Consider the following 12,761-nt stretch of genomic DNA (forward strand, 5'->3'; position numbering starts at 1 on the left):
TATCCTCAACGATCTACCGCTTAAGTGATGCCGGAAGGTAAGTCTATGGTCCTCGCAACAACGCAATCCGTTTTGATGCAGATTCAACCGACTATTCAGCGCTTTGCCAGAATGCTGGCCAGCGTTTTGCAACTTGAGGTAGAGATTGTCGACGAACACCTGTGCCGCGTGGCGGGTACCGGCGCCTACGGCAAGTTTCTGGGGCGTCCGCTAAGCAGCAATTCAAGGCTATTGCGCTTTGTTCTGGAAACCCAGCAGGAAAAGGTGGTCACCCATTCTCGCCACGATCCGCTCTGTGAAGGATGTGACAGTAAAGATAATTGCCGTGAGAAAGCCTTTTTGGGCACGCCGGTTATTTTACAAGACCGCTGCGTGGGGGTGATAAGTTTGATTGCCGTTACCCATGAACAGCAGGAGCATATTAACGATAATCTGCGCGAGTTCTCCGATTACGTTCGCCATATATCGACCATTTTTGTTTCGAAACTTCTGCAAGATCAGGGCGGCAATGACAGCATCAGTAAAATATTCGCGACGATGATCGAGAATATGGATCAAGGGGTGCTGGTTATTGATGAAGATAATCGGGTGCAGTTTGCTAATCAAACGGCACTGAAAATACTCGGGGTGATGCAAAACACCATGACGGGTAAATCCGTGCGCTTCAGACCGCTCACCTTTGAAAGTAATTTTACGCACGGGCATATGCAACATATTGTTTCGTGGGATGATAAAAGCGAACTCATAATTGGTCAGCTGCATAATGTTCAGGGGCGGCAATTATTCCTGATGGCCTTTCATCAGTCGCATACCAGTACCGTCGTGGCGTTAGCCGATAATGAACCGCATATTGAGCAACTGGTCGGTGAGTGTCGGGTGATGCGCCAGCTTAAGCAGTTGATTGGTCGTATTGCCCCTAGCCCTTCCAGCGTGATGATTGTCGGCGAAAGCGGTACCGGGAAAGAGGTGGTCGCCCGGGCAATTCATAAGCTCAGCGATCGCAAAAATAAACCTTTTATCGCTATCAACTGCGCTGCAATTCCGGAGCAACTGCTGGAAAGCGAACTGTTTGGCTATGTGAAAGGCGCATTTACCGGGGCCTCCGCCAACGGTAAAACCGGTCTGATTCAGGCGGCCAATAGCGGGACGCTATTTCTTGATGAGATTGGCGATATGCCGCTGGTGCTCCAGGCGAAGCTGCTGCGGGCTATTGAAGCGCGGGAAATTCTGCCTCTCGGCGCCAGCAGTCCGGTGCAGGTGGATATCCGCATCATCTCCGCCACCAATCAGAACCTCGGGCTGTTTATTGCCGAGGGTAAATTCCGCGAAGATCTTTTCTACAGGCTTAACGTCATCCCGTTAACCCTGCCGCCACTGCGTGAACGTCAGGATGATATCGAGCTGCTGGTGCACTACTTCCTGCATCTGCATACCCGTCGGCTTGGCCTGGTTTACCCCGGCATCGCCCCGGATGTGGTGACGTTGCTGAAGTATCATCGCTGGCCGGGCAATCTGCGGGAATTGAGCAACCTGATGGAGTATCTGGTTAACGTTGTTCCTTCGGGAGAGGTGATTGATAGCACGCTGCTGCCACCGAATCTGCTCAATAACGGCAAAGCGCCCGAGCGTGATATCGCGCCCGCTGAGGTGCTGCACGTGCTGGCCGACGACGCCGGAGGCACCGCGCTTGAGGAGATGGAGAAACAGATGATCCGCGAAGCGCTGTCCCGGCATCACAATAAAAAACAGGCGGCGGACGAGTTGGGCATCGGCATCGCTACGCTCTATCGCAAGATTAAGAAATATGGATTGCTGAACGTCTGAACGGCACCTTTCCCGGAGGCGATGCTGCGCATCTGTCCGGGCTACCAAACCTGCATAGCGAACCCGTAGCCCGGGCAAGGCGCGTCGAGCGCCGCCCCCGGGATGAAGTGGGCAGAAGATAGCAGAGTGTCCCGGAGGCGATATCCGACGCGCGTTATTCCTGCTTCTCGCAGGCCTGTACGGCCTGGAGGATCATCTGATAGCCGGTGCAGCGGCACAGGTTTCCCGCCAGCCCCCGGCGGATCTCCAATACGGTTAGCGGTTGGTTGCGCGGTTTGGCGAGCATGGCGGTGGTCGCCATAATCAATCCCGGCGTGCAGAACCCGCACTGAACGGCCCCCGATTCTGCATAGGCTTTTTGCACCGGTGACAGCCGCCCGGCCTGTTGCTCTCCCTCCAGCGTGCGAATCTCCTTGCCTGCGGCCCAGACAGCGAGATACAGGCAGCTGTCTATCGCCGTTCCATCAATCAAAACGGTGCACGCGCCGCACTCCCCGACGCAGCAGCCGTGTTTCACGCTCAATAACCCCTGTTCGCGCAGCAGCTCGGAGAGCGGCATACCCGGCGAGACGCTTAGCTGAAAGGCCATTCCGTTGATTCGACATTCGATGGTGATTCTGTCGCTGTGATTCATTGCCATTCTCCTCCCGCCGCGATCACGGCTTCGCTGACCACTTTTTTTGTCATCGTCTGGATAAGGTGCAGACGAAATGCTTTGCTGGCGCGCCAGGAGGAGCGCGGGGTGACGTCCTGCAATACCGCTTCGCCGAGTGTCTCGAGGGTTTGCCGGGTTAATGGGGCGTTTTGCGCGCTCTGTTCAGCATGTTGGCAGCGGATGGGCGTGGGGGCGGCGACTCCGAAGGCCAGCCGCAGCTCGCGAATGCGCCCTCCCTCCAGACAACAGCGCGCGGCACAGCCGATGGTGGAAATATCCATGGCATCGCGCATGGCATATTTATAGTGTGCGCTGCCGGTAGATGAGGTGGGCTGGGCAGGAAAGTGAAACGCCACCACCAGCTCGTCGTGCTCAAGGGATACCTTGCCGGGGCCGGTGTGGAAGCCGTTGATCGGCGTAAAGCGCGCGCCTTTCGACGAATGGATCTCCAGCGAGGCCTCGTAAATCAGCGTCGGGGTGGCAGAGTCGGCGCTGGTCGCTCCGTTGCAAATATTGCCGCCGTAGGTGGCGACGTTACGAATTTGCGGTCCGGCGATTGACGCAGAAGCCGCGCTGAGAGCGGGAAGATGGCGCTGGACTAAGGGATTGTCGATAAGCTCGCTGAAGGTGGTGGCGGAGCCGATGCGAATCCCGCCATGCTCAGTGAGGGTAATGCCGCGCAGCTCCGCTAAGGCGTTGATGTCCACTATATGGCGATAACGAGCGTTGTGATGGTGAAGCTGAATTAAAACGTCAGTGCCGCCCGCGAGCAGTTTCGCCTGCGGATTGTTTGCCAGCAGCGCGATGGCCCCGGCGATATCCGGGGCGCGATGGTAGGTCGCGATATCAAACATAGTCTTATCCTTTAATCAAACCCGCTTCGTGAAACGCCTCGAACAGCCGTTTTGGCGTCAGCGGTAGCGTATCGACAGCGACGCCCGTCGCCATTTTGACCGCGTTACGAATGGCGGCGGCAATGGGAATAATCGGCGGCTCGCCGAGCGATTTATGCCCGTAGGCGGATTGCGGCTCCAGCGTTTCAACGAACGCGCTCTCCAGTTCCGGGAGATCGAGCATGGTCGGCATTTTGTAATCCAGCAGGTTGGGATTACGCACCACGCCGCTGTCGGCATCGATAATCATCTCTTCAAACAGCGACCAGCCGATGCCCATCCCCATTCCGCCATGCACCTGACCTTCCGCCAGCTGTGGATTCAAAATATGACCAGAGTCGTGGACGTTAAGGATCCGGTTAATCGTGACTTTACACAGGGCAAGATCGACGCTCAGGTCAACAAACGTGCAGCCGAAGGCTGGGGGATTAGTGGTGGTTTTCACCGAGCTTTCCGCCGACAGCTGACTGCCGCGTTCCGGATGATAAAACGCGTCCATGGCCAGGTCTTTCAACGACAGCAGCGGGTGAGCGGGGCGATCGATAAGGACGATATTGCCGCCGATAAGCGTCAGGCTCATGGCCGACTGATGCAGTATGACAGCGGCGTGCGTGAGGATTTTTTCTTTCAATTCCAGCGCCGCTTTGCGCAGAGCGGGCGCGGTGGTATAGCTTTGCCGCGAAGCAAACGCGCCGGGATCGAACGGGGTGACATCGGTATCCTGGGTCGAAATCACGTGTACATTGCTCACCGGGACGCCGACGGTCTCCGCCACCATCTGCGCAAACACGGTATCGGCCCCCTGACCAATTTCCGTCGCGCCGCTCTGGACGTTGATCGTCCCGTCCTGATTCATCAGCAGGCGAACCCCGGCGATCTCAACGCCGACCGGCCAGGTGTTGGAGGTATAGCTAAAGCAGGCGACGCCGACGCCGCGACGGATATCGCCGCGCTGATTTTGATATTCTGCGCGGCGCTTGTCCCATTCAAACAGTTCGCGGCCTTGTTGCAGGCACTCCGGCAGCCCGGCGCTGTAGATAATTTTGCCGGTGAGCGGGTTGGTGTCCCCTTCGCGGGCGACGTTGAGTAAGCGGACATCTATCGGGTCGAGCCCCAACGCGGTAGCGGCATCATCGATCATTGCTTCCACCGCAAAGACCACCTGCGGCGCGCCGTATCCGCGCATCGCGCCCGCCGAGGGCAGATTGGTATAGCAGGTGGTGGAGCGGTACCCGTAGGCGCTGCGTGGATAGAGATACGCTACTTTGTTGCCGCCCGCCGAGGCGATGGAGTGGCCGTGCGAAGCATACGCCCCGGTGTTAGACAGCACGTCGAGACTGTAGCCTTTTAAGATGCCGTCGCGATTGATGCCCATCCGTCCGTCGATGGTAAACGCATGTCGCGTGCGGGAGGCGAGAAAGCACTCTTCGCGGCTGAGCGAGACCTTCACCGGAATGCCGCCGAGCTTGCTGGTCAGGAAGGCCGCCATAGGTTCTTCCAGTACGTCCTGTTTATTGCCAAAACCACCGCCGACATAGGGCTTAATAACCCGCACGCAGGACCACGGAATGCCGAGCGCCTGACCGACGACCCGGCGCACGATGTGGGGGATCTGGGTGCTGGTGACGATGGAGATGCGGGAATCCTCTTCCATCCAGGCAAATGAGGTGACGGTCTCCATATGGCAATGCTGGATGACCGGCGTTTGATAGTGCCCCTGAATCTGCAGTTCTGCGGTTTCAATCGCCCCGGCAACGTCTCCGGCGGCCATTTCACTCTGTTTGAGCAGGTTGCCGCCGGGATGGATTTCGACGGCCCCCTCCGCCAGCGCGGCCTCCGGGGTGGTAATCACCGGCAATGGCTGCCAGTCGACCTTAACCAGCAGCGCCGCTTTCTCGGCGGTCAGTTCGTCCCTGGCCACCACAATCGCCACCGCGTCACCATGATGACGGACGTGACGGGTCAGCAGATAGCGGTCGGCGGCGTCGCGTTTACCCGCCTCCAGCGTCCAGGCGTGGCCTGCGGTGGCAAACGCAATATCCGGCACATCTTCCCAGGTAAATACCGCCAGCACGCCGGGCACATTTTTGGCATCGTCGCAATTGATGCTGTTGGCAAAGCCATGCGCGATGGGGCTGCGAACATATTTGGCATAACACATGCCTGCCATCACGTAATCATCGGTGTATCTGGCCCGCCCGGTCACCTTGGCAATGGCATCCACGCGCATACATGACTCACCGGTAACGGTCGCTTCTCGCGATTCCATAGTCGTCCCCCTGAAATGAAGATTTGGCTCGCAAGCCAATACCTAAAACAGGCAAGAATTACGCCAGAAGCGGAAATTACGGTGGGTAAGTCAAGGAACTGTGATGACGTTAAAAGTTGTGGCCGGTATGGGGAGGGGAGGGAGAAAAAAAGCCGCGCGGCGCGTATCATTATGAGCTTAATCAAATCATTATGATACGCGACGATAGATCCTATCAGGCAACCAGCGTCGCCCAAAAATGGGAGAACGGCATCACCAGAACCAGTCCGGGCAGCATATTGGCGACCGGGAACAGCTTGATGTTACAGATACGCAATCCGGTCGCTACCATCAGCAGCCCGCCTGCGCAGGAGAAATCCGCCATCATTTCAGGCGAGATCATCGGCAGGATAACCACCGCCAGCATCGCTAACGCCACCTGAATAATGACCTGCGGGATAGCGATAGTCATCACCGCGTAACCCAGCAGCGTGGCGAAGATCCCGGCGGTGAACAGATCGAGAATCGTTTTGATGTACAAGATTGAGGGGTCGCCGCTCATCCCTTCCGTCATTGCCCCGAAAATGCCGGTGACGCTGGCGCAAAACAGTACCAGGATAGCGACAAATTTCTCAGTGAACTCTTCGTGGCTCAGGCCCTGCACCGGGGGGATCACTTTATTGATAAAACCCCGCGTTGAGCCTGCTGCCTTACCAATGCCCTTTTCCAGATGTAGCAGTTCGCCGAGAATTGCGCCGATCACCATCGCCAGCACCACGGCGGGCATATATTTCACTTTCAAAACCAACGTAATGCCAAGACCGACGGAGCACAGGCCGAAGGTCATCGGCAGCGCCGTTTTTACGCGATCGGGAAGCTTACCGCCCGCCGCTGCGCCAATAAGTCCGCCAATAATTACGGCGGCTCCATTTACATATGGGCCGATTAACATTGAATAATTTCCTGTTAATTAAAACTTAGCTTGCCCTCGCCCCAGCGAGGGATGTTGTTGACCTCAAGGTCAAACAGGTCGAGCGCGCGATTAACGCTATGGGTAATGATGTCGTCTGCCGTTTGCGGGCGTTGATAGAGCGCCGGAACTGGTGGGAACACAATCCCGCCCATTTCCGTCACCGCCAGCATATTGCGAATATGGCCGAGGTTGAGCGGCGTTTCGCGGGCCAGCAGCACCAGGCGGCGGCGCTCTTTCAGCACCACGTCCGCCGCCCGGGTGAGCAGGTTGTCGGTCAGACAGTGGGCAATGGCACCCAAAGAGCGCATTGAGCAAGGGGCTACCAGCATCCCCAGTGTTTTGAATGAACCGCTGGAGATGGATGCCCCCAGATTGCCAATGGGATGCACCACGTCAGCCAGCGCCATCACCTCATCCAGCCGATAATCCGTCTCCAGTTCGCAGGTTTTCTCCGCGCCTTTTGAGACCACCAGATGGACTTCAACGGGAAGCGGGCGCAGCAGTTCCAGCGCCTTCACACCGTACTGAAATCCTGATGCTCCGCTGATACCAATGATGATGCGTGCTGTCATGGCAATCTCCTTTATTCGAAATCCGGCAGGAAGCGCTTCACGTCCACGTCTTTAAACTTGGAACGCTGGAAGTTGTGCTTCAGGTGGAACGGTACCGTGCAGTCGAAAATGGTTTTGCAGGACATCCCCTGTTGCAGGATGCTCGGGCTGTACTCCGGCACCTGGGACGGGTCGAGCGGATGGCAGCGCACGCCGGGGATGGTAATGGTGTCGACATCGCCCTGATAGCGGGTTTGCATCGCCCACAGCACGTCGTCGCTATCGAAAATATCCACGTCTTCATCTACCAAAATCACGTGCTTCAGTTCCGGGAAGGCGGAGAAGGCCAGCAGCGCCGCCTGGCGCTGACGCCCTTCATCGGCTGGGGAGAATTTTTTAAACTGCAGTACCGCCAGCAGTTTGCCGCCGCCCGCTGAGTGGGCGAAAACGTTCAGCAGTTTGCCCGGCATCGCGCGTTCCACCATATCCAGAATGCTGGCTTCCGTCGGAATACCCGCCATATTCACATGTTCTTCGCCCGGCCCGACGGTGGTGCGCCAGATAGGGTTGATGCGATGGGTGACCGCTTTCACTTTAATCACCGGGATGGCTTCTTTGGCTTCACCGGTATAGCCCGGGAATTCCGGCATCGCGCGACCGGTATCGGTGTTCTGATCTTCACGTACGCGCACGTTGGGCAGCAGCTCGCCTTCAATCACAATCTCGGCGTGGGCGATGGCTTTTTCGTTGATGGTTTTACACTGCACCATTTCAACTGCTTTGCCGCGCAGCGCGCCCGCAATGCTCAGTTCGTTGAAGCCCAGCGGCGTGGTCGGCGGCTCGAAGCAGGCGGCAATCTCAATGGCCGGATCGACACCGATGCTGATCGAAATCGGCAATGGTTGGCCAGCGGCCTCTGCCTTCATGCGGAAGGCGTCGATATGGCGGCCCGGCGTCAGCCACATGGAGAGTTCGTCGCGACTCTGTACGCACAGGCGGTGAATGGTGATATCGGACTCATGGGTTTCCGGGTCGGAAGCGTAGCACAGGCCCATGGTGATATACGGCCCGGCGTCCTCTTCGGTATTGGTCGGGGCAGGTAGCAACTTGCGTAGATCGAAATCGGCATCGCTTGCCAGATGGACCACTTCCTGACATACCGCTGGACCTTGAGCCATCACCGGCGCTATTGCGTTTTCTACCGAATCTTTAAGCAGGTGCCCCAGCTTTGCTGATTCGCACTGGAGAAAATGGCTGACGCGCTGGCGGGAGCCGTTGAGGCCAATCGCCACGCTGATATCGTGAAATCCTTTGATTTTGTTAAACACCATCACCGGGCCGTTTTTGCGGGTCGGACGCTGGCAGGTACCGCCTGCGCCAACGTAGCGATAAACCCCGGAGAGCTCCGCGTGCGGGTCAACTTCAGTGTCGGTTTCGACGTATTCGCCGGGAAGGGTTTTCAGGAGTTCGAGCGCTGAGCGTAAATCATGTACTGTTTTGTTATCAGTATTTGCCATGGGATGTTCCTTCAGAAAAGCAGTTTTGCTACCGGCACAATATTTTTCATCGCCCTTTTAAACAAATACCGTTTAGCGGAGGCTCAGTAGATCAAAAAAGTTTATTTTAAGAATGTGTTAACGGATGATTAATCAATATGAGGTGAAGCGGCGCTGGCTTTTTATTTGGCGGCGTAAGTGTGATACTGATATACCCTAAATAATTCGAGTTGCTTAAAGGCGGCAAGGGAGTGAGTCCCCGGGAGCATAGATAACTATGTGACCGGGGTGAGCGAGCGCAGCCAACACATAAGCAGCTTGAAGTATGACGGGTATAAGAAGATAAATCATGGGTGGCAATGATGGATTCAAAGCGCTTACGTTACTTTTGTCGGGTGGTGGAGCACGGTTCCTTCAGCCAGGCGGCGAAATCACTGAACATGGCTCAGCCGCCGCTCAGCAAGCGGATTCAGGAGCTGGAAGAGGAGCTTCAGGTGTCGCTTTTTGTGCGTCGTGGTAACCGCATTGAACCGACTGAAGCCGGCTTTTTTCTTTATCGGAAAGGCTGCGAAATACTGCGCCAGGTAGAAGATACCGCCCGTGAAACAACGGATATCGCACAGAAAAACAGAACTGAATTGCGAATTGGCTTAACGCATCTTTATCAGAATTATTTTAAACCACTCTTAATGGAGCTATATCGGCGTAACCCTGAAACATCGATAAATATCTCCGTTACCGACTCCAGTCATCTTGAGGCATTATTAACCGAAGGCGCAATCGACCTGGCGTTAATACAGCGGCCCTATCGCAGCGAAGGCTTTGATTATGTCTCTTTTGACCCAATCAAGCTGGTGGCGGTGATTAATAAAAAATGCCTGTCCGGGCTGCCGTCAAATCCGTACAGTTACACTTCACTGGCGGCGCTGCCGCTGGTGTTGCTGCATCGGGCAAAGGATTCAGGGACTTACGAGATGCTGATGGATCTGTTTCGTAAATCCGGGGTCAATGCGAAGGTGATTATGCATATAACCCAGCCGGGGGTGATCCTCGACTGGCTCGAATCCGGCCTTGAGGCTGCGACGCTGCTGCCGTCTTCCGAAGTTGATACTGACAAACTTAGCCAGTGCTACGTGGTGGAGGTATTCCCCTCGCCGCAAATATTCTATCCGTCGCTGGTGAAATTGCCATCCATGTCTTATCTGCCCGCGCTAATGGATATTATCGCCCAGGGATATCCATTTAATACTTCTGGATGAAGGGTTGAGATTGGGGATCGTCCTGCGGGCTGGTATGATAATCGCCCCCAGGTTTCGAGGTGAGAGTTCGTGTTGAGCGCAGGACGCCTGATGAGAAAACGTTTTTTTATCACCATAATGTTGGTGAGCAGCCTGATTGTCGCAGGGTGCTCCAGTTCATCTGATTCCGGCTCCACGTATACCGTGAAGCGCGGCGACACGCTGTACGCCATTTCGCGCACCACCGGTACCAGCGTCAGGGATCTGGCCCGGCTCAACAATATTTCACCGCCCTATACCATTGAAGTCGGGCAGAAGCTGAAGCTGAACAGCAGTTCAGGAACCACCGCGAAATCGGGATCATCCAGCAAAAAATCATCAGCCAGCCGCACCGCTGCCGTGACGCCATCCTCGGCGGTACCGCAATCATCCTGGCCTCCGGTCGGACAACGCTGCTGGCGCTGGCCAACCAGCGGCAAAGTGGTGTTGCCGTATTCATCCAGCGATGGTGGTAATAAAGGTATTGATATCGCCGGGAAGCGCGGCCAGCCGGTTTATGCGTCCGGTGCGGGCAAAGTGGTGTACGTGGGCAATCAGCTGCGTGGCTACGGTAACCTGATTATGATTAAACATAATGAGGACTACATCAGCGCCTATGCACACAACGATAAGCTGATGGTGAATAACGGTCAGAGCGTGAAGATTGGCCAGCAGATCGCCACCATGGGCAGCACGGATGCGGATTCTGTGCGCCTGCATTTCCAGATTCGCTATCGCGCAACGGCTATCGACCCGCTGCGCTATTTGCCGCCGCAGGGCAGTAAGCCTAAGTGCTAAAAGGTTATTTTATCGGCAGTTAGCGTAGTTTGGGCTTGTCAGCGAGTGCGTAAGGTCTATAATGACCCTCGCACTTCTTTGCGGGCGTAGTTCAATGGTAGAACGAGAGCTTCCCAAGCTCTATACGAGGGTTCGATTCCCTTCGCCCGCTCCATTTTCAACTCTCCAGAACTCCACTAAATTAAACTACCTCATGATTTAACTGGTTTTTTTGGCATTTTCTTGTCAACTGAACTCTACTTGGCTTACCCCAAATCAATAGCCTGTGTTGCATAGAAATGTGTATAGGCTCTCCTATACACTCTGGAACTATACACATAGCGAAATTTCAGAGGAGAAAACTATACATATGCCTCTTACTGACCTTGAGATCCGCCGCGCGAAGCCTGCGGAAAAAACGTATACCAAAGCCGATGGCAACGGTCTGTCTCTACAAATTGAGCCCAACGGTTCAAAGGGATGGCGATTCCGTTACCGCTTCGAAGGTAAAGCTAAAATGCTTTCTTTAGGGACATACCCGAAGGTTTCCTTATCCGAAGCGCGTAGACGGCGAGATGAGGCTCATGATCTGCTGGCTACGGGTATCAATCCCAGTGATTCGCGTAAAGAGAAGAAACTGGCTCAGCAGGACAGGCTGGGGAATACCTTTGAGGCGATTGCCCGTGAGTGGTATCAGCGGCGTTACGATCTTTGGGCCGAGTCGTACCGCACTGAAATGATCGCTACTTTTGAGAAGGATGTCTTTCCTCATATCGGTCATCGTCCAATAGATTCGATTACGCCTATGGAGCTGATGGCAGTTTTGACCCGCCTTGAGAAACGAGGTGCAACGGAGAAAATGCGCAAAGTACGTCAGCGCTGTGGTGAGGTATGGAAATATGCAATCGCAACAGGGCGTGCTCTATCTAACCCTGCGCCAGATCTTGCCAGCGTGATGATGCCCCATAAGAAAGAACATTATGCGCACCTGGAAGTTTCGGAGTTATCAGACTTCTTTACCGTGTTGCAGGCGTACACGGGAAATATACTCGTTAAGCTGGCTATGAGGCTTCTGATACTGACGGGGACTCGTCCCGGTGAGCTACGTAAAGCGGAATGGTCAGAGTTCGACTTTGAAAATAACCTCTGGAGCATTCCTGAAGAGCGAATGAAAATGCGACGACCACACCTCGTTCCGCTATCCCGACAGGCGCTGGCTATTCTGGAAGAACTGAAAACGATGACGAGTGGTTATCAATACGTTTTTCCCGGTAGGCTTGAGAAGGTTAAGCCAATCAGCGATATGTCTCTTAACGTGCTAATTCGTCGTGTCGGTTACGGTGGCAGGGCTACCGGGCATGGTTTCCGCCACACGATGAGTACCATTTTGCATGAGCAGGGCTTTAATTCAGCATGGATTGAGCTACAGCTTGCCCATGTGGATAAGAACAGCATTCGCGGCACTTACAACCATGCGCAGTATCTGGATGGCAGGAGAGAGATGATGCAGTGGTATGCGGATTATCTAGACTCACTGAAAGCTTCGTAAGTAAAGCTGTAATCAAATAGTAAAGGCATCTGTCCATTAACGTTCGGGTGCCTTTTTGTTTTTTAACAACCGAAAATCAGGAGATTTTATCAATGACTACAACATGTCCTATATGTGGTTCTGAGCGCGTCAGCGAACGTAACATTGGGAGGAAGGCAGGAAGTATCGCTGGAGGTGTGGCAGGAGCACTTAGCGGCGCAGGTACGGGGGCTACAATTGGCTCTGTCGTGCCGGTAGTAGGGACAGCGGCCGGGGCAGTTATTGGTGCTGTGCTAGGGAGATTTGTGGCTGGTGCAACTGCGGGAGCGGTTACCGGCTCAGCCCTTGATGGACTCCTGTTTGACAGATATGAGTGCGACGATTGTGGTCATACCTTTGACTAGAAGGTTATGCTAAATGTCATATATTTATGATTTTAATGAATAAAAAATATCCACTACTTGCCTCATCAATTTTAATACACCACATCCCCCGCATAAACTGATCTACAAAAACGATCGATATCATTGCAATGATAG

The 12,761-nt window shown here is 54.7% G+C and carries 10 protein-coding genes and 1 tRNA gene; 5 read left to right on the forward strand and 6 right to left on the reverse strand.

Going from position 1 to position 12,761, the window contains the following annotated elements; genetic code table 11:
* The first annotated feature begins 45 nt into the window (after positions 1-45).
* Positions 46-1,824: a sigma-54 interaction domain-containing protein gene (locus HV213_RS05290; protein ID WP_181484960.1), complete on the forward strand. Its 1,779-nt coding sequence runs from the start codon at positions 46-48 to the stop codon at positions 1,822-1,824.
* 154 nt (positions 1,825-1,978) lie between these two features.
* On the opposite strand, the gene xdhC is transcribed toward HV213_RS05290, so the two are convergent.
* From xdhC to HV213_RS05320, 6 genes are all read right to left on the reverse strand, one after another.
* A complete protein-coding gene (gene xdhC / locus HV213_RS05295; protein WP_181484961.1) occupies positions 1,979-2,458 on the reverse strand; it encodes a xanthine dehydrogenase iron sulfur-binding subunit XdhC in 480 nt (159 codons plus the stop codon).
* Positions 2,455-3,333, reverse strand: a complete 879-nt coding sequence (gene xdhB / locus HV213_RS05300) for a xanthine dehydrogenase FAD-binding subunit XdhB (RefSeq protein ID WP_181484962.1) — start codon at positions 3,331-3,333, stop codon at positions 2,455-2,457. The genes xdhC and xdhB overlap by 4 nt, the downstream gene beginning before the upstream one ends.
* A gap of 4 nt (positions 3,334-3,337) precedes the next feature.
* Positions 3,338-5,641 carry a xanthine dehydrogenase molybdenum-binding subunit XdhA gene (gene xdhA / locus HV213_RS05305; RefSeq protein WP_181484963.1) on the reverse strand — a complete coding sequence of 768 codons (2,304 nt, stop codon included), beginning with the start codon at positions 5,639-5,641 and terminating at the stop codon, positions 3,338-3,340.
* Between the two features lie 214 nt (positions 5,642-5,855).
* Complete coding sequence (locus HV213_RS05310; RefSeq protein ID WP_181484964.1) at positions 5,856-6,572, reverse strand: DUF554 domain-containing protein; 717 nt, start codon at positions 6,570-6,572, stop codon at positions 5,856-5,858.
* Between the two features lie 14 nt (positions 6,573-6,586).
* A complete protein-coding gene (locus tag HV213_RS05315; RefSeq protein WP_181484965.1) occupies positions 6,587-7,165 on the reverse strand; it encodes a UbiX family flavin prenyltransferase in 579 nt (192 codons plus the stop codon).
* A gap of 11 nt (positions 7,166-7,176) precedes the next feature.
* On the reverse strand, positions 7,177-8,661 hold the full coding sequence (locus tag HV213_RS05320) for a UbiD family decarboxylase (RefSeq protein WP_181484966.1): 1,485 nt from the start codon (positions 8,659-8,661) through the stop codon (positions 7,177-7,179).
* Between the two features lie 341 nt (positions 8,662-9,002).
* Here HV213_RS05320 and HV213_RS05325 point away from each other — a divergent pair, with 341 nt between their 5' ends.
* The 4 genes from HV213_RS05325 to HV213_RS05340 all read left to right on the forward strand — a co-directional run bounded on the left by HV213_RS05325 (position 9,003) and on the right by HV213_RS05340 (position 12,243).
* Complete coding sequence (locus HV213_RS05325; protein WP_181486338.1) at positions 9,003-9,899, forward strand: LysR family transcriptional regulator; 897 nt, start codon at positions 9,003-9,005, stop codon at positions 9,897-9,899.
* A 90-nt stretch (positions 9,900-9,989) separates the two neighbouring features.
* Positions 9,990-10,715 (forward strand): amidase activator ActS, encoded by a 726-nt coding sequence (actS, locus tag HV213_RS05330; RefSeq protein WP_181484967.1) that lies wholly within the window; start codon positions 9,990-9,992, stop codon positions 10,713-10,715.
* An 80-nt stretch (positions 10,716-10,795) separates the two neighbouring features.
* Positions 10,796-10,869, forward strand: a tRNA-Gly gene (locus tag HV213_RS05335).
* A gap of 195 nt (positions 10,870-11,064) precedes the next feature.
* The gene (locus tag HV213_RS05340; protein WP_049239070.1) at positions 11,065-12,243 is read left to right on the forward strand and encodes a tyrosine-type recombinase/integrase; all 1,179 of its coding nucleotides are present in this window, start codon (positions 11,065-11,067) and stop codon (positions 12,241-12,243) included.
* The last annotated feature ends 518 nt before the right edge of the window (positions 12,244-12,761 follow it).

Origin of the sequence: Klebsiella sp. RHBSTW-00484, assembly GCF_013705725.1 — a bacterium.
Classification (GTDB): Bacteria; Pseudomonadota; Gammaproteobacteria; order Enterobacterales; family Enterobacteriaceae; genus Klebsiella.

What these genes read in the sequence shown, in the direction of transcription:
- HV213_RS05290 (WP_181484960.1), top strand. Translation starts at nt 46, where the DNA reads ATGGTCCTCGCAACAACGCAATCCGTTTTGATGCAGATTCAACCGACT.
- xdhC (WP_181484961.1), bottom strand. Translation starts at nt 2,458, where the DNA reads ATGAATCACAGCGACAGAATCACCATCGAATGTCGAATCAACGGAATG.
- xdhB (WP_181484962.1), bottom strand. Translation starts at nt 3,333, where the DNA reads ATGTTTGATATCGCGACCTACCATCGCGCCCCGGATATCGCCGGGGCC.
- xdhA (WP_181484963.1), bottom strand. Translation starts at nt 5,641, where the DNA reads ATGGAATCGCGAGAAGCGACCGTTACCGGTGAGTCATGTATGCGCGTG.
- HV213_RS05310 (WP_181484964.1), bottom strand. Translation starts at nt 6,572, where the DNA reads ATGTTAATCGGCCCATATGTAAATGGAGCCGCCGTAATTATTGGCGGA.
- HV213_RS05315 (WP_181484965.1), bottom strand. Translation starts at nt 7,165, where the DNA reads ATGACAGCACGCATCATCATTGGTATCAGCGGAGCATCAGGATTTCAG.
- HV213_RS05320 (WP_181484966.1), bottom strand. Translation starts at nt 8,661, where the DNA reads ATGGCAAATACTGATAACAAAACAGTACATGATTTACGCTCAGCGCTC.
- HV213_RS05325 (WP_181486338.1), top strand. Translation starts at nt 9,003, where the DNA reads ATGGATTCAAAGCGCTTACGTTACTTTTGTCGGGTGGTGGAGCACGGT.
- actS (WP_181484967.1), top strand. Translation starts at nt 9,990, where the DNA reads ATGAGAAAACGTTTTTTTATCACCATAATGTTGGTGAGCAGCCTGATT.
- HV213_RS05340 (WP_049239070.1), top strand. Translation starts at nt 11,065, where the DNA reads ATGCCTCTTACTGACCTTGAGATCCGCCGCGCGAAGCCTGCGGAAAAA.